We start from the raw sequence: 18,489 nt of genomic DNA, 5'->3' as shown, positions 1-18,489 counted from the left end.
TCATTGCATTTATAATCAATAGCTTAGCCAACGACTCTTATTGAGCGGAATTTAATCAAACCATAAATTCATGTAATCATATTGGCATGTGTCATAAAACTTTTCAAAACAAATTTACATTTTAAAACATGATGATTATCATTGCAGAATAAGAATTTTCTGTAACTTTAAAAATTAAATACAGTAAAAACAGATGGTTGTTGGATTTGTCTGTTTATGGTCGTTTTTTTTGAGGTTCATTGCCTTATTTAAAAGGTAACTAAAATTTTTAGATTTCTTCTTTGATACTTTCTGGATGGTAATGTTATGCAAAAAAACATATCAAAAACAATGCATTCTGAATGGGTGTTGAGGAGTACCCTTTACTGGATGAGTTCTATCACCCGCTGGAAGTTGGATGAAGACGATCAGCACTGGCTCGTCTCGTTCGAAGACTGGAACGACGAGGTTGAGTTCGAGTTCGAACGACTGCTGAATGACTACAAACTCAGGGAAAAGCTTCAGTCTCATACCGGCCATGTCAGGACTTCTATCATCGACAATGTTCTGAGGAGCATCGATTCGAGACTTGCCGAATGAATACGATGCCATTCAACTTTGACCGCCTGAGCAATGGCAAAGTCTTCATCAGCAACCTTGCTGGCTTTCACAGCTTCGTCGATGACGAAGATCTGCATCTTCTTGCCGATAACAAATTCCCTCCAGAACAAACAACATCTCGACTACTTGAAAGCAGATTGTTCATTTCAGACGATGCTACTCAGGCAGTTTCAAAAGCCTCCCTAAGTTCTGCATTTGCCAAACGACTGATGAATGAACTGGCCGTCCGTCCAATCTTCATGATAGTGCCGACTCTCAGGTGCGATCACACATGCAAGTATTGCCAGGTCAGCAGAGCATCGATTACTGCTGATGGTTATGACCTCAATCCAGAACTGATACCGCAAATCGTCAGCACCATTAAGAAGCTGGGCGCTCCACCTTACAAGATTGAAGTGCAGGGCGGAGAACCGCTTCTCAGGTTCGATCTCGTTCGGGCAATTTATGAGGAATGCGAGAGTTCATTAGGTAGTGATGCTTTCGAAATGGTTATTGCCACCAGTCTCTCAATACTGGATGAAGGCATTCTCTCATGGGTGAAAGAACGGAATATTACTTTCTCAGTTTCTCTTGATGGTAATGAAGCCATCCACAATAAAAACCGCATCCTCACCGACTATCAGGCTCACAACAAAGCCGTTACAGGCATTCAGAAAATCACAGAAGAGCTGGGAGCAAACCGGGTAGCTACGGTAACCACAGTTACTAAGGAGCTGACAAAAGAGCCAGCTTCCATAGTGGATGCTCATCTGTCTCTTGGCCTAACCGACATGTTTATCAGGCCATTAAGTCCTTATGGGTTTGCTCAGAAGCAGAGTTTCACTTTTTCAATGCCTGAATATTTTGAGTTTTATAAAAAGTTAATGCAGGAAGTGTTGCTTCACAACCAGAAGGGTATACCTGTCGTTGAGCATTCGGCTTCAATCCATCTAAAGCGAATTTTCAATCCGGGCTTCAGTGGTTATGCAGATCTGAAATCACCAAGCGGAGTCGTGCTGAACTGCATCTTGTTTAACTATGACGGCAAGGTTTACGGTAGCGACGAAAGCCGTATGCTCCAGAAAGTAAATCCCGAAGCAGATTTCAGTGCAGGAGAGTTTGCTTCACTCTCATTCAGTAGCAACGAATATTACCGTTCCGCTCTTTCATCTTCATTTAACTTTGCCATGCCAGGTTGTAACACCTGCGCATATCAGCCTTTCTGTGGAGCAGATCCTTGTCAGAACATCAGTGTTAATGGCGAACCTGTTGGTGACAAGAGTCGGTCAACCTTCTGCCAGTATCACAAAGGGATGTTCCGCTTCCTGCTGAATGAAATCTCTCAGGATGGACCAATGGCTGAGATGCTCAAAAGGTGGGCTTATGTCTGAGGTGCTGAGAAACGATATTTTTCGGTTTTCATCGGACTTGCCAGTTCAGCAAGGCTTCTACCGCCTGTGCAAATCCAAGCCCGAAAATCCTCAATTCTATCTACCAAATTTGCTTGTCACTGCAACACAACTCGATTCCAGACTGCCTGCATATTTTGCAGACTCGATTGTGAGCCGGGAACTTTTCGATTCCATTGAAGATGGTGACATTGGGATCGTCAACAACGGCAACATGCTCCGGGTAATTCTGTCCCGTATAGCAAACCATAACACTGTCCTGGTCACTGAAAGGTGCAACAACAGTTGCCTGTTTTGTTCTCAGCCTCCTAAAGCTGGAAACGATGACTGGCTTCTCAACCAGTCAGCTCTCGCTATCGCTTCCTTCTCTCTGAAGGGAGTAGTGGGAGTGAGCGGGGGAGAGCCTTTGCTCTATGGCGAAGACTTCCTGCATTTTCTGGACTTCATAATCGAAAATTCCCCTGAGACAGCACTGCATGTTCTAACCAACGGACGGAAGTTTGCGGATGTCAGCTTTACCCAGCAGATGAAGGAAAGAAGCGATAAGCTCAAAATCACGTTTGGGATACCTCTTTATTCTTCAAGAGCATCAGTGCACGACTATCTGGTCGGAAGCGAGGGAGCTTTTGATGAAACAGTCAGAGGACTGATCAATGCCGGTAACTCAGGCATCAACATAGAACTAAGAGTCATCCCTACTCAGGCGAACTATACAGAGCTTGATGACATCGTTGAGTTTGCTGGTCGTGTGTTCTCGAACATTAACCAGATCTCCCTGATGGGACTGGAGTCGATTGGGTGGGCCCGTAAGAACTGGTCCTCAATCTTCATTGAGCACGACAATTACAGTGAAAAAATCCTTTCGGCTATAGACACTGCACACAGGTCAGGTATCCCTTTTACCATCTTCAATTACCCACTGTGCCACCTTCCTGAAAGGGCATGGGATTTTGCTACACAGTCCATCTCTGACTGGAAAAATTACTATCCCAAAGAATGTGATGAATGCACTCAGAAGTCTTCCTGTGCTGGTTATTTCAGTTCATCAAAAGGCCGTTTTCATCAACCTCCGAGACCAATAATATGAAAAAATTTAATTTCGCGGCTCTGCTTCCTGGATTTTTGGCTCTTAATAACTCTGTATGGGCAAGTGATTCATCTACTGGTGCCAGTGATTTACCTGGTATGACTTTGAACGAACATGATTTGGTGATAGCTCCGCTCAACACCGAAGTGCCGTTCTACATTGCAGGACACAGAAGTCACAGTTCTCACCGTAGCCACAGCTCACATCGTTCCTCATCAGGCGGAGGTTACTATGGCGGAAGCACTCCTTACTATCCCAAAACATACAGCTCGCCAGGCACCTCAGACTCATCCAGTTCAGGAACTCGTTCGTCGTCGTCCTCCTCCTCTGTCCGTTCACTTAGCTCAAATGACACAACCACAACAAACTCAGCAGGGACCACAGGTGCCAATCGAGCGAGTAACGGGCTAACTGCGGATACTGAAAAACGTAAGCGGTTAATCATGCGAGTGCAGTTCGCCTTACTCGATAAAGGTTTCTACAACGGTAATATTGACGGGAGCATGGGGCCAGCCACAAGGACAGCAATCAAGAATTATAGAGTTGCAAATGGATTACCCACTCCCGTAAGAGAAACATTAGACACTCAGCTATTGAATTCCTTAAATATACTGGCCCGATAGATATTGAGAATAAATATAATGAAGATAAAACTTTCAATTTATAAAACAAAAAAAGTAACAGATGATATTGATCAGGTTTTGAACTTGGAAAAAGTTCAAAAACCTATTGAATTTGAAATGGATGATGCAAGAGCATACCTTTTTGCAAAGCAAATTTCTGACCCAGTGCTACCTGAATGGACAACATTATTTACAAGCTAAAAGACAGACATAAAGCCCGATTTTTTTGGAATGAATAGTAGCACTGGAGCAGTACTGGTGGTTGAGGTTGATAACTCAAGGTATCTTATTCCGTTTGGAACTGGTCATCACTTAATCAATGATAGTAGCATTGTCAAAGGTTTTGGATTGAAAACAACCCTTAAATGTATTGAGCATAAAAAAATCCGTAGCCTGGATAAAGGCAGTCATAACGAAACCAATCTTCTAACTCGGAATCAGAGTAGTAAAGAAGTCGATATATATAATCTTAAAGTAGATTCTGAAATGGATATTCTCACGACCCTCACAGGCACTTCCACTGAAGATTTTTTAGGGAATAAAATAACAGGGAAAGACGCTTTTATAATTGTGCCAGACATTGACTTAAAAAAGATCCCTGAGTTATTAATAAAAATAGACTCTATTTATCAATTACCCCTTCCCGAAGAATTCGAATGGGTTAACAATATTAAAGAGGCTGATGAGGCCGAAGTTGAAATACTTGATTCACTTTTGATTGATTTGATAAAAAAAAGAGAATTCAGTGATATATGGTTAGGTGAGCCAGAAATTGTGGATTGGGAAAATCAAATAGGTTATTGCTTCGAGAAGAGACAACGGTTTGCACATGAAAATTTAGCAATAGAACAATTATGTGATTTTTTCGACAGTAAAAATATAGAGATAACTATTGACGATATTAAAAAAAATTACCTGCATGTTTTGAATGCAGATCATGAATCGATAAAGAAATGGTCTTTGTATAGATGCATTTATGCTGAAATAAAAGAAGGTGATCAAAACTACATTTTGCGAGACTCCATATGGTATGTGGCCGATAGAAAATTTGTCACAACCATTGATGATGAGATGAAAAAAATTCTACATTATGAGGAGTCTGATAAGTTTCCATTATACTCCTTTAAAAGAGAGGAGGATTATAATAACAATGTTTGTCTTGGTGACAAATCATTCACACATATGGATCAAAAATTCATTCATCATGGTGGAGGGAAAAGCAAAATTGAATTTTGCGACCTTATAAAAGATGCATCCGATTTTATTCATGTGAAATATTATAGTGGTTCACAAAGTATGAGCCATCTTTTCTCACAAGGATTTGTCGGTTCTGAGCTTTTTATAAGCGATTCAGAATTCCGTGGGAAACTTAATGAGAAGCTTCCTGACCATATAAAATTAGCTGATCATATAACACGACCTGATGCTAAAAATTATAAATTAGTTTTCGCCATAGCTACCAATAAAAAACTGCCTGAAGATCTACCTTTATTTTCAAAAATAAATTTAAAAAACTTTCACAAGAGTATCAGCAATTTTGGTTACGAAGTCAGGATCTGCAAAATAGATGTAGACCCTAATATTTACAAAAGGAAGTTATGTAAACCACAAAAAAACAAGCTTTAAGTTAGTTTGTTAATGTCGGAAATTTCTGTCAGTTCATTCAAGAAATCACTTTTATTCCTCAGAAGCCAATGAAAAACTTTTGGGTTCTCAAGCAATTTCTTAATATGAGAAATGATAATTGTTAGTTTTAAGCTATTTGAACCATAAGTTTCTTTGATTTTTTGAGTGTCAAAATGAACTTGAGCCATTTCTTTCTCAAGTCGTTCTATCGCTTTCCTGTTCGCAAGTTTTGAGTCTGATTTCTTTTTGGGGTGCTGTATAAGGTATTCAGGAGAGGAACTGTGATATAGTGATTCCGAAAATAGGGTTGAATAATTTTCAAACTTTACCATCAGGTTCGCACATTCTATCTGTCTTAAAGGAACCATTTTCTTTAAGGTTCTAAAAGTATTAACCGGGATATCCTTATCGTTAAACAGCTCTATCACTTCCGGGCAGATCCCCTTTAAGACTGATAGGTTAGATTTCAGAGAATCAACACTTATATTTAGTGCGGTGCAAAGCATTTCAACAGGAACTCCTACTCTTACAGCTTCTTTAAGCATTCGTTGGATCTGTATTATTGTTATTCGGTTAACTTTTTTATTTGGTGTGTAAGTGTCGTATGTTGTCGAAATAAGGCAATTTACTTTATCCTCACCTAACTCTTTAAGGGCCTCAACCCTAAGGTGGCCATCGAGGATTTTCACAGAATTATCTGTTTGATCAATGAAGACAAGTATTGGTTCTACTAAGCCGATGGCTAATATAGTGCTTTTTATTTGGGCGAATTTTTTACTGATTTGAAAATTTACAGGAAGCTTTTTTGTGTAAGTCAGATCAGCCAGTTTAAAACTTACTGATTTGTCATTGAAGCAGTATTTGATCATTTTACACCTCAATTAGTAGTGTTTCTAACTATGACTTTAACAACATCTTGTAGACTTTCTTCAGCTACTATTTTAGAAAAACTCTCATTACTGGTAAGCTCTTTGAATATCTGACTTGCAACTAATAGTTTTATTTCCACATATTCAGCTTTGTTTTTGATTTTTTTATGTTGGGAGATATTATCCTGATAAAGTTGTTGTAACTCATCAGTGGTCATTTTTTTCTTTTTCTTGGCAACACCAAAGTTATTATTAATAAATCCCTTGAGTCCTTCATCTCGTGAATCGAGTATTTCACGAATCTTACCAACATCTTTATGTTTTATTAAACCTTCATCAAAAGCTTTTATCAATAGTTCTTGACCACCCTCGAAGTCTACTCTTGCAATTTCAACAGCAAATGATATTGGTATGCATCCTGACTCAACAGCCGAAAGTAACTTATTTTCCCCTTTATTAATGAGCATGGTTAGACTTGTAATCCAGTGCAAAGATAGGCCGGTAGAGCTTGATATCTCCTTATTAGTTAATCCTTGCTGAGTCATTTCTTTTATTCGTTGAAACTGTTCCCCTGCTCTTGGAATTACTCGGGCCATATTTTCGACTAAACTCATGATGTAAGCCTGGTTTTCGTCTATATCCAATATAAAAGCGGGAATTAGCTCCTCACCCAATGCAGTCAACGACTCAAGTCTACCTTGACCGCATATTAAAGCGAAATCGTATTTTTTATCAACGATCCTTCGAATCGTTATGGGTTTTCTTAGTCCACTGGCATCAATGCTTTCAGTTATTTCTGCATGACGAAATTTGTTCCTCGACCGAGGAATTACCACCTTAATAGAAGATATTTTAACCATGTGAACATTTTGATCTCGCATTTATATTACATCCTTATTATCAGTTGATAGCATATTAAAGAATGGCTTGATATCATCAAAACGATACATTTCGAACAAAAGGTTATTGTTATCTTTGAGTTTTAATTCATTTTCAAAAAAATCTAATGACGGTAATATGTAGTAATCAACAGGCTCTGTGTTGAGACTGTTCATTCTTGCAATGATGCTAATTTCTGGATTTAGACTCCTGTCCAATCGCACTATCCATCTATGCTTGTTTAAACCTGTTTTTTTACATCGTGAAAGCACTATAGAGAAGCTTAAAGCTTTATTAACTGAAATTAGTTTATTTTCAAGTATATTCACTTCACTACTTATAATTTCATTTTGTATTTTGTTAACAATATCACCGTGTTTTTTTCGTAGGTAAGAGTTTATCTCTAAGTATTGATAATCTCGATCAGGAGTATAATCTATTAATTTATAAGCATTTAGAAGACCTCCAAAGCGATTTGCAATTACACTGCTTGATGGACTACCATCCTCCTCATCTATAATAAAACCTGATATTTTTCCATGCTTGGAAAGGATTTTTCTCAAACAATCAAGAATTTTTTCATTGCTCATTTTTATAGAACGATTATCAATTATTTCCTTAGCTAATTTGAATTTTTCTTCTGAAATGATGGGTTTAAAAAAGTAACTATACTCAATCCATTCATCTTCAGGGTTTCTGACCTTTTTTGTCTTTAACTTTTGTGATGTTCGGTTGTATGTGTATTTTCCTGTATATCTGCTATTAATAAGAATGGAGTGAATTCGACCACGTGTCCATTCTGTTTTATCGCTGAATCTATACCCCTCCTGATTAAGTCGTGAAGCGATAAGATACTCATTTAATCCGTCAAAAATGAACATATTGAAAATCTTTTTTATCAGCTCAATTTCTTTTTTTGTTCCAGGAACGAGAACTATTCTGTCTGTTTGAAGGCTCTTTCTCTCACCATGAGCGAGTATCATCTTTGATTTATTATTATTATCAAGTAACTTTCTTTGAAGCCCATATCCGGGTTTTCCTCCTTGATAGTATCCTCTTTTCGCCAGGTTTACGTGTCCTGCAAATACCTTTATCGAAAGGTTTTTACTTAAGGCTCCCGCTGCGTACATAAGTGAAGAAAGTATGAATGTTTCAGTTTCACTATTTTCCGGGAGGTTTTCGGCACAATAAATGACATTCACATTGTTCATTTTGAGAAGATATTTATAGTAAATGCCTTCTTGAGGATCCTTGAATCGACCAAAACGACTTACATCGTATACAAGGACTGCATCGATATTAATAATCTTTGTTAGAACATCATTAACAAGTTTATTAAAGTCATGCCTTCCAGTAGTAGTTACACCACTCTTACCTGCGTCGTCATAGGTATGTATGATTTCCATATTATGCTCATCAGCATATTTTTTTATGAATCGTGCTTGGTTATCTAAAGAAAACTCCTGAAGATTAGTAGACATCCGTAGATACTGGGCAACCCTAACCTTATGTATCTTATCAGTTTTATCAATCATTTTAGTGCCTTGATGAAACTACTTGAGAAATGAATTGGTTAAAAATTGATCATTTTTCAATCGCTTTCAACCTTTTTTTGTTTTCTGCAAGGCGGATTTTTGAGATATGGAATTAACATTTCTCGGAAGGAACAAACGATGAGAGGTTTGAGGGTGCTAAAGAGTGGAAAGCTGGATTATCTCTTTGTGCTGGAAGTTAAACGGAACTTTTAAGTTTTGCCGTAAAAATTTTTCTTAAAAAGTATTTTATATGTAGCCTAAAAAAGAAAGTTTTATAATTTTTACTTACAAAACAGAATATTAATAGATGTTTATAAGTACTGCTGCATCATGGGGGTGTGGCCACTGAAGTCCATTTGCTCTGCTCCTTTCATCTCATTCTCACTCAGGATTCACTCTTTTGATTTCCGCTGGCTGGACAGGGGCAGCCGGGGATGGATGGTTATCACACTGGCGGATAACGAAAGGGCAGATGTTAGCATTTTTGCGCAGCCCGCTTCATCCGCCAGCCGATGTTTCTGGCTGGCGACCATATCAAATTGCGACAGGCGGTAAAAAGCAAATTTTACGCGGCGGGGAAAACTGTGGAGCCAGCACGCAAATTCGGCGCTTAGCGCGGCCGGGCGCTGCCGCTGCCGCGCTACAGGTGAGTGTCAGTTCGGTCAGTGCACCCCTTACCTCTGCGGCGTTTTCATTACCTGAGCAGAGATATGGCTGGTCATAACTGCAGAATCACAACGGGCGTAAATTTACGACATTGCTCTGTAAGTCGCTTCGTTGAACGATTACCATGAGCATTCGTGTTTCATCTGGCTTATGGATATCCGATGCGTTTTAAGGTTGCTCTTCTTCCGCTTATTTGTTTGCTTGCTGCCTGCAGCAGTAAGCCTGCCCCCCAGCAGCAATCCGCCGTTGTGCCTGCACCGAAAGGGGGGTTTTTACTGGAACCTTCTCACGCCATTCAGCCGATGTTTGGCGACTTTGCCGGTAATCCGGCGGCAGAACAATTTATCGATCAGATGGTGGCGAAGCACGGTTTCAACCGCGACCAGCTGCATGCGGTCATTGGCCAGGCGAAGCGACTGGATTACGTGCTGCGCCTGATGGATCAGCAGGCGCCGAGCTATACGCCGCCGAGCGGGCCGAACGGCGCGTGGATTCGCTATCGCAATAAATTCATCACCCCGGATAACGTGCAGAACGGCGTCGCCTTCTGGAATCAATATCAGGATGCGCTGCAGCGCGCCCAGCAGGTGTATGGCGTACCGCCGGAGATCATCGTCGGGATTATCGGGGTGGAAACACGCTGGGGTCGGGTGATGGGCAAAACCCGTCTGCTGGATGCGCTGGCGACGCTCTCGTTTAGCTATCCGCGCCGTGCCGCTTACTTCAGCAGCGAGCTGGAAACCTTCCTGCTGATGGCGCGCACCGAGCAGGACGATCCGCTGGATCTGCGTGGCTCTTTCGCCGGTGCCATGGGCTACGGCCAGTTTATGCCGTCCTCCTATAAGCAGTATGCGGTCGATTTTAACGGCGACGGCCATATCAATCTGTGGGATCCGGTGGATGCCATCGGCAGCGTTGCCAACTACTTTAAAGCGCACGGCTGGCGTTCCGGTGAAAACGTCGCCGTGCCCGCCAGCGGTCAGGCACCGGCGCTGGAGAACGGTTTCAAAACCTCTTATTCAGTGAATACGCTGGCAGCCAGCGGTCTGGCACCGCAGGGTTCGCTGGACGGCAACAGCCAGGTCAGCCTGCTGCGGCTGGATCTCGGCACCAGCTATCAATACTGGTACGGTCTGCCTAATTTCTACGTGATCACGCGCTACAACCACAGCACGCACTATGCCATGGCGGTGTGGCAGCTGGGGCAGGCGGTCGCCCAGGCGCGTCAGGGCAACATGCTTTAATACTGTCCTTATAAAGTATGAGGGTATAAGATGGCGCCCCTTTTGCGGTGCCTTCTTCATCGCATACCGACTACTGAGGAATATGTATGACGACTTTACCTGCCTGCCCGGCCTGCCAGGCAGATTACACCTGGCAGGAGGGTGATAACCTGAACTGCCCCTCCTGCGGCCATATCTGGTCCGCCAGCGCGGATGACAGCAGCGAAGGGCTGGTAGTGCGCGATGCCAACGGTAACCTGCTGGCAGATGGCGATAGCGTAACCGTAGTGAAAGATCTCAAGGTGAAAGGCAGCTCTTCCATCCTGAAAATCGGCACTAAAGTGAAAAGCATCCGTCTGGTTGAAGGTGACCACAATATCGATTGCAAAATCGACGGCTTCGGTCCGATGAAACTCAAATCTGAGTTTGTGAAAAAGAACTAATTGCAGGACGGCGATGCGCCGTCCTGTTGCTTTCCCCCGCAGGATGCGGAAGTAATGACATCCGCGCCCGTGCGCGCTATCACTACGCCTGAGCCTGCAGCACCTGACTCCACTGCGCCATCCACACTTTTTCGGCAACCGCACTTTTCTCTTCGCGCCTCGCGCAGCAAAACAGGTAGTGTGTGACTCTTCCACACAGACAGGAGCGTTGCTATGCAAGACTGGAATCCCCAGCTGTATCGTCAGTTTGAATCTGAGCGTACGCGTCCGGCACAGGAGTTGCTGGCGCGTATTCCCGTCAACGAGGTGCGCTTTGCTACGGACCTGGGATGTGGCCCGGGCAACAGCACGGAACTGCTGGCACAGGCCTGGCCGCAGGCGCACATCACCGGCATCGACAGCTCTGAGGCGATGCTGGAACAGGCGCGGCAACGCCTGCCGGACTGTGATTTTCGTCAGGCCGATATCCGCAGCTGGCAGCCTGAGCAGCCGCAACAGGTCATTTATGCCAACGCGTCGCTGCAATGGCTGACCGACCACGAAACCTTGTTGCCGCATCTGGTAAACCAGCTGGCACCGGGCGGTGCACTGGCGGTGCAAATGCCGGATAACCTGCAGGAGCCGTCGCATCGTCTGATGCGTGAGGTGGCCGCCAGCTCACGCTGGCAGGGGCATATTTCGCCTCAGGCGGCAGAGCGCAAACGCCTGCTGAGCAGCGATCGCTACTATGATTTATTAGGCGATGCAGGCTGTCAGGTCGATATCTGGCGCACCACTTACTATCATCCGATGGCAGATGCGCAGGCGATTATCAGCTGGCTGCGTGCCACCGGGCTGCGTCCGTTCCTTGCCGCGCTGGATGAGGCGCAGCAGGCGGACTTTTTACATGACTATCATCAGGCGCTGCTGCCCGCTTACCCGACGCGTAGTAATGGACAGGTTTTGCTGGCCTTCCCGCGTTTATTTATGGTGGCGGTGAAAACGCGCTGACCTCACCGGAACGCAGCGCGCAAAATGCGACGGCGGCGGTTGAAAAGGGCTTGTTGCCGCACCATTTACTGCTAACGTGAAGCGCCACAACAGGAGAAGGCGATGAACGACGAACAACTTCAGCAGCTCAGCCGCCGTATTGGCGAACAGCTCAGGCATCGTCAGGCGACGGTGACGGCGGCGGAGTCCTGTACCGGCGGCTGGATTGCCAAGGTATTTACCGACATCAGCGGCAGTTCGGCCTGGTTTGAGCGTGGCTTCGTTACCTATAGCAATGAGGCCAAGCAGCAGATGGTTGGCGTGCAGGCGGCGACGCTGGCGCAGCACGGTGCCGTCAGTGAGCAAACGGTACGCGAAATGGTGACCGGCGCCTGTGCCGCGGCCGGCGCTGGCTACGGTATTGCGGTGAGCGGCATCGCCGGACCAGATGGCGGCACGGCTGAAAAGCCGGTCGGTACCGTCTGGTTTGCGCTGGCGGGTCCGGAGGGCCGCGTGCTGGCGCAGCGCCAGCAGTTTACCGGCGATCGTGATGCTGTCCGGCGTCAGTCGGTCAGCTGGGCGCTGCAGGCGCTGCTGGATGAATTTCTGACAAATTAAACTTGATACTGTATGACTATACAGTATAATTAGCGGCAACAGAACGAGCAGGCATACACGGTGCCCGCTCACCCGGCATGATTAGGAGTGGAAATGGCGATTGACGAGAACAAACAGAAGGCTTTAGCTGCCGCGCTGGGCCAGATTGAGAAACAATTTGGTAAAGGCTCCATCATGCGCCTGGGTGAAGACCGCTCGATGGATGTTGAAACCATCTCTACCGGCTCCCTGTCGCTGGACATCGCGCTGGGCGCGGGTGGCCTGCCAATGGGCCGTATCGTTGAGATTTACGGACCTGAGTCATCCGGTAAAACCACGCTGACCCTGCAGGTCATTGCTGCTGCGCAGCGTAAAGGCAAAACCTGTGCCTTTATCGATGCCGAGCACGCGCTGGATCCGGTATACGCCAAGAAACTGGGCGTCGACATTGATAACCTGCTGTGTTCGCAGCCGGATACCGGTGAGCAGGCGCTGGAGATCTGTGATGCGCTGGCCCGTTCGGGTGCGGTAGACGTGATCATCGTTGACTCCGTGGCGGCGCTGACGCCGAAAGCGGAAATCGAAGGTGAAATCGGTGATTCGCACATGGGTCTGGCTGCGCGTATGATGAGCCAGGCGATGCGTAAGCTGGCGGGTAACCTCAAGCAGTCCAACACGCTGCTGATCTTCATCAACCAGATTCGTATGAAGATTGGTGTGATGTTCGGTAACCCGGAAACCACCACCGGTGGTAACGCCCTGAAGTTCTACGCCTCCGTGCGTCTGGATATCCGCCGTATCGGCGCCATTAAAGAGGGCGATGAAGTGGTGGGGAGCGAAACCCGCGTTAAAGTGGTGAAGAACAAAGTGGCAGCACCGTTTAAGCAGGCTGAGTTCCAGATCATGTACGGTGAAGGCATCAACACCTTCGGCGAGCTGGTTGACCTCGGCGTGAAGCACAAACTGGTGGAAAAAGCCGGTGCGTGGTACAGCTACAACGGCGATAAAATCGGCCAGGGTAAAGCGAACGCCACCAACTTCCTCAAAGAGAACCCGGCGATTGCCAATGAGCTCGACGTTAAGCTGCGTGACATGCTGCTGACCGGTGCAACGGCGGAAGCGGCGACAGCGGATAGCGCAGCTGATAAATACGAAGAAGCCAGCGAAACCAACGAAGATTTTTAACCATACCCACGGGAGCAGCAATGCTCCCGTTTTGCTTTTTCCCGCCCGTGCTTTTCCTCTCTGCCTTCTTGCTTTACCCTGCGCAACAGTCACAACAAGGTAATCCTATGTCATCGACCTCATCACAGGCTCCGGAGCCAACCTTTTCCCGGGTACTCGATCGTGCCATGCGTATTTTGTCGCAGCGCGACCATAGCCGCGACGAGCTGAAACGCAAACTGCAGCTGAACAATCAGCGTGCGGCCTGGCTGCAGCAACAGGAGAGCCAGCCGATACCGGAAGCGCTGCTGGAGAAAGTGCTCGACTGGTGTCAGGAGAATGGCTGGCTCAACGACCAGCGTTTTACCGAACGCTTTATTCAGAGTCGCGCGCGCAAAGGCTATGGTCCACAGCGGGTGCGCATGGAGCTGCAGCAAAAAGGCATCGACCGTGATGAAATCAACCAGGCGCTGTTCGATAGCGAGGTTGACTGGAGCCAGTGCGCGGCCGAGGTCGCTAAACGTAAATTCGGCGAACCGCTGCCGCAAAGCTGGGCGGAAAAAAGCAAAGTCCAGCGCTTTCTGATGTCGAAAGGCTTTATGATGGAAGACATTCAGGCGATTTTCAGAAATATTGACGACTGAAAGGCGATGGGATTTTACTTCCCATTGAAGAAAATTTATCTTATTCCCACTTTTTGTTCCTCAGTCAGTGGCGGGCCGGGCGCATGCGGTTTGCCAGCGAAAGGGAACGTTCGTTAGCGTGATTCCAGGAATTTTATGAGCAAGAGCACTGCTGAGATCCGTCAAGCGTTTCTCGACTTTTTTCATAGCAAGGGACATCAGGTTGTAGCCAGCAGCTCCCTCGTACCAAACAACGATCCGACGTTGCTGTTTACTAACGCCGGCATGGTGCAATTTAAAGACGTTTTCCTTGGTCAGGACAAGCGCGATTATTCGCGTGCCACCACGTCGCAGCGCTGCGTGCGTGCCGGCGGTAAGCACAATGACCTGGAAAACGTCGGCTACACCGCGCGTCACCACACCTTCTTTGAAATGCTGGGCAACTTCAGCTTTGGCGACTACTTCAAGAAAGAAGCCATTGCCTACGCCTGGGAACTGCTAACGGGCGAGCAGTGGTTTAAGCTGCCGAAAGAGCGTCTGTGGGTAACCGTATACGAAACCGATGACGAAGCCTTTGAAATCTGGGCCAATGATATCGGCGTACCGCGCGAACGTATTATCCGCATTGGCGATAATAAAGGCGGTGCTTACGCCTCTGACAACTTCTGGCAGATGGGTGACACCGGCCCTTGCGGTCCGTGCACCGAAATCTTCTACGATCACGGCGACCACATCTGGGGCGGCCCTCCGGGCAGTCCGGAAGAGGATGGCGATCGCTATATCGAAATCTGGAACATCGTGTTCATGCAGTTCAACCGTCAGGCCGACGGCACCATGCAGCCACTGCCGAAACCGTCGGTGGATACCGGTATGGGCCTTGAGCGTATCGCCGCGGTACTGCAGCATGTGAACTCCAACTATGAAATCGATCTGTTCGCGAAGCTGATTAACGCGGTGGCGCAGGTAACCGGCGCCACCGATCTGAACAACAAATCACTGCGCGTGATCGCCGACCACATCCGTTCATGTGCCTTCCTGATTGCCGATGGTGTTATCCCGTCGAATGAAAACCGTGGCTATGTGCTGCGCCGCATCATTCGTCGCGCGGTGCGTCATGGCAACATGCTGGGCGCGAAAGAAGCCTTCTTCTACAAACTGGTGGCTCCGCTGATCGAGGTGATGGGCGCAGCAGGTGAAGATCTCAAGCGTCAGCAGAAGCACGTTGAGAACGCCCTGAAAAATGAAGAAGAGCAGTTTGCTAAAACGCTGGAGCGCGGCCTGGCACTGCTGGACGACGAGCTGGCGAAGCTGAAAGGCGACACCCTCGACGGCGAAACGGTCTTCCGTCTGTATGACACCTTCGGCTTCCCGGCGGACCTGACTGCTGACGTATGCCGTGAGCGCAATCTGAAGATTGACGAAGCAGGCTTTGAAGCGGCGATGGAGCAGCAGCGTCAGCGTGCGCGTGAAGCCAGCGGCTTCGGTACCGATTACAACACGGTTATCCGCTTTGATACGCCGACTCAATTCAAAGGTTACGACCACCTCTCGCTCGAGGCGACGGTGCAGGCGCTGTTTGTGGACGGCCAGCAGGTTGAGCAGGTCACAGCTGGGCAGGATGCGGTGGTGATTCTGGAGCAGACCCCGTTCTACGGTGAGTCTGGCGGCCAGGTGGGTGATACCGGCACCCTGACCGGGAAAAATGCTGAATTTAGCGTGCAGGATACGCAAAAATATGGCAAAGCCTTTGGTCATATCGGTAAGCTACGCCAGGGTCAGCTGCGGGTGGGCGATCGCCTGCAGGCGCAGGTCGATGAAGTGCGTCGTTCGCGCATCATCCTTAACCACTCCGCGACGCATCTGATGCACGAAGCGTTGCGCGAAGTGCTGGGCGATCACGTTGGCCAGAAAGGCTCGCTCAACAACGACAAGTACCTGCGTTTTGACTTCTCACACGGCGAAGCCATGAAGCCGCAGCAGATTCGTGCGGTTGAGGATATCGTTAACGCCCAGATTCGCCGCAACCTGCCTATCACTACTAACGTGATGGACCTGGAAGAGGCGAAAGCGCTGGGCGCCACCGCGCTGTTCGGTGAGAAGTACGATCAGCGTGTGCGCGTAGTCAGCATGGGCGAATACTCCATTGAGCTGTGCGGCGGTACGCACGCAGCCCGCACCGGTGACATCGGCCTGTTCCGCATTCAGGGCGAAGCCGGCACGGCGGCGGGTATTCGCCGTATCGAAGCGGTGACCGGTGAAGCGGCGATTGCACAACTGCATGCGCAGAGCGATCAGCTAACCGACATTGCTCAGGTGGTGAAAGCCAACCACAGTAATCTGAACGAGAAAGTGCGCGGACTGGTTGAAAACGTGCGTGCGCTGGAGAAAGAGCTGCAACAGCTACGCGATCAGCAAGCGGCGCAGGAAAGCGCTTCACTGAGTAGCAAAGCGGTTGAGGTGAAGGGCGCGAAACTGCTGGTAAGCGAACTCAGCAATGTCGAGCCAAAAATGCTGCGCACGATGGTGGACGATCTGAAAAATCAGCTTGGTTCTGCTGTCATCGTACTGGCAACCGTTGCAGAAGGTAAGGTGTCGCTGATTGCTGGCGTCACCAAAGATCTGACCGATCGGTTGAAGGCCGGTGAGCTGATTGGCGAACTGGCTGCGCAGGTCGGCGGTAAAGGCGGCGGGCGTCCGGACCTGGCGCAGGCTGGCGGAACCGACGCCCAGGCACTTTCTGGCGCGCTGGCTGGCGTGCCGGAGTGGGTGAGTAACCGGCTGTAACGAAATAAAATTAAGCATCGTGAAGAGCGCCAGGAACATCTGTTTCGGCGCTTTTTAACGCGGTGTGCACCAGGTAATGACAAAGTCCGGTTGATGTAGTGTATTTCGGCTAAACTAACTATCAGCAGAATGTATTGGCATGGCAGAACACAATGGTGTATTTGTCATAGGCATTGTTCAGCGTTATATGATGGATATGGCCGGGAGACCGAACAGGCCCGACTCTTTTAATCTTTCAAGGAGCAAAGAATGCTTATTCTAACTCGTCGAGTTGGTGAAACCCTCATGATTGGTGATGAGGTAACTGTAACGGTGCTGGGTGTTAAGGGTAACCAGGTCCGCATAGGCGTAAACGCGCCAAAAGAAGTGTCGGTTCACCGTGAAGAGATCTATCAGCGCATCCAGGCTGAAAAAACACAGATTACACCTCAATAACGTATTCAGTGCCTCGCTATGTGGCGAGGCGCTACCGCTTCTCTTCCTCCCGTCGTTGTTTTTATCCGTTCACGCTCTCCTGATTTTTACGCGAATTATGTCGGCTGCCGCACGCTTTTACTGTTGATAAATCACTCTTTTTGTCGGCAAAACATGCGGATTGCACGTCATTTGCGCAATCAAACCTGAATCGGTAAAAAGTCGGGAAAAATTGTTTGACTTATAAGTCCGGGAAAGTAATATGTGCGCCACGCAGTGCCGATGAGCGGAAACAAAGTTCAAAAGCACGGTTCGCAAGAACGCGTAAGGTGAGGTGGCCGAGAGGCTGAAGGCGCTCCCCTGCTAAGGGAGTATGCGGTCAAAAGCTGCATCCGGGGTTCGAATCCCCGCCTCACCGCCATTTTCCGATGCATCCATAGCTCAGCTGGATAGAGTACTCGGCTACGAACCGAGCGGTCGGAGGTTCGAATCCTCCTGGATGCACCATCTTCGGATATGGTATTTACTTCAGAGTAGTAAGAGTGAACGAGTAGTTCCTTTCATGGTGAGTTGTTAGCACCCTGCGTTGTACAAGAATCATTTAATGCATCCATAGCTCAGCTGGATAGAGTACTCGGCTACGAACCGAGCGGTCGGAGGTTCGAATCCTCCTGGATGCACCATCTTCTCCGAGATGGAAAGTGCCTCAGTGTGTCATGATGCGATAATCGTTCAGGACGTGCTAAGGAGGATAACGTTGCTTTAGCAACGGCCCGTAGGGTGAGGCGCAAGCCGAATAATCCTCCTGGATGCACCATTCTTTGTATCATTCCCAGGTTGATTTCAGTTAGTCCATCGTAAGAAAATCTCTCAATGCATCCATAGCTCAGCTGGATAGAGTACTCGGCTACGAACCGAGCGGTCGGAGGTTCGAATCCTCCTGGATGCACCATCTTCTCCGAGATGGAAAGTGCCTCAGTGTGTCATGATGCGATAATC

The 18,489-nt window shown here is 47.3% G+C and carries 15 protein-coding genes, 4 tRNA genes and 1 pseudogene; 17 read left to right on the top strand and 3 right to left on the bottom strand.

Translation table 11 applies throughout. The features are described 5' to 3' along the window. The first annotated feature begins 306 nt into the window (after positions 1-306). From hxsD to C1Y42_RS21880, 5 genes and pseudogenes are all read left to right on the top strand, one after another. Positions 307-579: a His-Xaa-Ser system protein HxsD gene (gene hxsD, locus C1Y42_RS21900; RefSeq protein WP_104094340.1), complete on the top strand. Its 273-nt coding sequence runs from the start codon at positions 307-309 to the stop codon at positions 577-579. Continuing rightward, positions 576-1,970 carry a His-Xaa-Ser system radical SAM maturase HxsB gene (hxsB, locus tag C1Y42_RS21895; RefSeq protein WP_104094339.1) on the top strand — a complete coding sequence of 465 codons (1,395 nt, stop codon included), beginning with the start codon at positions 576-578 and terminating at the stop codon, positions 1,968-1,970. Before hxsD ends, hxsB begins: the two co-directional genes overlap by 4 nt. Next, positions 1,963-3,075: a His-Xaa-Ser system radical SAM maturase HxsC gene (gene hxsC / locus C1Y42_RS21890; RefSeq protein WP_104094338.1), complete on the top strand. Its 1,113-nt coding sequence runs from the start codon at positions 1,963-1,965 to the stop codon at positions 3,073-3,075. Before hxsB ends, hxsC begins: the two co-directional genes overlap by 8 nt. After that, positions 3,072-3,698 carry a His-Xaa-Ser repeat protein HxsA gene (gene hxsA, locus C1Y42_RS21885; protein WP_104094337.1) on the top strand — a complete coding sequence of 209 codons (627 nt, stop codon included), beginning with the start codon at positions 3,072-3,074 and terminating at the stop codon, positions 3,696-3,698. The genes hxsC and hxsA overlap by 4 nt, the downstream gene beginning before the upstream one ends. A gap of 18 nt (positions 3,699-3,716) precedes the next feature. Then, positions 3,717-5,324: pseudogene (locus tag C1Y42_RS21880) on the top strand (TIGR04141 family sporadically distributed protein). On the opposite strand, the gene C1Y42_RS21875 reads toward C1Y42_RS21880, so the two are convergent. The 3 genes from C1Y42_RS21875 to C1Y42_RS21865 are packed head-to-tail and all read right to left on the bottom strand — an operon-like array spanning position 5,321 to position 8,607. After that, positions 5,321-6,193, bottom strand: a complete 873-nt coding sequence (locus C1Y42_RS21875) for a plasmid partitioning protein RepB C-terminal domain-containing protein (RefSeq protein WP_104094336.1) — start codon at positions 6,191-6,193, stop codon at positions 5,321-5,323. The pseudogene C1Y42_RS21880 and the gene C1Y42_RS21875 overlap by 4 nt on opposite strands. 8 nt (positions 6,194-6,201) lie before the next feature. Then, positions 6,202-7,074 (bottom strand): ParB/RepB/Spo0J family partition protein, encoded by an 873-nt coding sequence (locus tag C1Y42_RS21870; RefSeq protein WP_104094335.1) that lies wholly within the window; start codon positions 7,072-7,074, stop codon positions 6,202-6,204. Next, positions 7,075-8,607, bottom strand: coding sequence for a recombinase family protein (locus C1Y42_RS21865; protein ID WP_104094334.1), 1,533 nt, complete (start codon positions 8,605-8,607; stop codon positions 7,075-7,077). 827 nt (positions 8,608-9,434) lie between these two features. Between C1Y42_RS21865 and mltB the strand changes: the two genes are divergently transcribed. From mltB to C1Y42_RS21805, 12 genes are all read left to right on the top strand, one after another. Beyond that, positions 9,435-10,517, top strand: coding sequence for a lytic murein transglycosylase B (gene mltB / locus C1Y42_RS21860; protein ID WP_031279678.1), 1,083 nt, complete (start codon positions 9,435-9,437; stop codon positions 10,515-10,517). 86 nt (positions 10,518-10,603) lie between these two features. Beyond that, positions 10,604-10,939, top strand: coding sequence for a zinc ribbon domain-containing protein YjdM (locus C1Y42_RS21855; RefSeq protein WP_104094333.1), 336 nt, complete (start codon positions 10,604-10,606; stop codon positions 10,937-10,939). A 213-nt stretch (positions 10,940-11,152) separates the two neighbouring features. Continuing rightward, positions 11,153-11,929: a trans-aconitate 2-methyltransferase gene (gene tam, locus C1Y42_RS21850; RefSeq protein ID WP_104094332.1), complete on the top strand. Its 777-nt coding sequence runs from the start codon at positions 11,153-11,155 to the stop codon at positions 11,927-11,929. A gap of 102 nt (positions 11,930-12,031) precedes the next feature. Beyond that, positions 12,032-12,526: a nicotinamide-nucleotide amidase gene (gene pncC / locus C1Y42_RS21845; RefSeq protein ID WP_010616727.1), complete on the top strand. Its 495-nt coding sequence runs from the start codon at positions 12,032-12,034 to the stop codon at positions 12,524-12,526. A gap of 93 nt (positions 12,527-12,619) precedes the next feature. Beyond that, positions 12,620-13,690: a recombinase RecA gene (recA, locus tag C1Y42_RS21840; RefSeq protein ID WP_021507334.1), complete on the top strand. Its 1,071-nt coding sequence runs from the start codon at positions 12,620-12,622 to the stop codon at positions 13,688-13,690. Positions 13,691-13,797: 107 nt separating this feature from the next. Continuing rightward, a complete protein-coding gene (locus C1Y42_RS21835; protein ID WP_223815705.1) occupies positions 13,798-14,313 on the top strand; it encodes a regulatory protein RecX in 516 nt (171 codons plus the stop codon). A 135-nt stretch (positions 14,314-14,448) separates the two neighbouring features. After that, positions 14,449-17,076 (top strand): alanine--tRNA ligase, encoded by a 2,628-nt coding sequence (gene alaS / locus C1Y42_RS21830; protein ID WP_104094331.1) that lies wholly within the window; start codon positions 14,449-14,451, stop codon positions 17,074-17,076. A 249-nt stretch (positions 17,077-17,325) separates the two neighbouring features. Next, positions 17,326-17,511, top strand: a complete 186-nt coding sequence (gene csrA / locus C1Y42_RS21825; RefSeq protein ID WP_058759760.1) for a carbon storage regulator CsrA — start codon at positions 17,326-17,328, stop codon at positions 17,509-17,511. A gap of 307 nt (positions 17,512-17,818) precedes the next feature. After that, positions 17,819-17,911 (top strand) — tRNA-Ser (locus C1Y42_RS21820). A gap of 9 nt (positions 17,912-17,920) precedes the next feature. After that, positions 17,921-17,997 (top strand) — tRNA-Arg (locus C1Y42_RS21815). A gap of 99 nt (positions 17,998-18,096) precedes the next feature. Then, positions 18,097-18,173, top strand: a tRNA-Arg gene (locus C1Y42_RS21810). 192 nt (positions 18,174-18,365) lie between these two features. Further along, positions 18,366-18,442 (top strand) — tRNA-Arg (locus tag C1Y42_RS21805). Positions 18,443-18,489: the final 47 nt, after the last annotated feature.

Source organism: Pantoea sp. ICBG 985, assembly GCF_002928365.1.
In the GTDB taxonomy this organism is placed as follows: Bacteria; Pseudomonadota; Gammaproteobacteria; order Enterobacterales; family Enterobacteriaceae; genus Pantoea; species Pantoea dispersa.
Note: the sequence above shows the minus strand (reverse complement) of the source record. Positions and strands in the feature narration are given on the sequence as shown.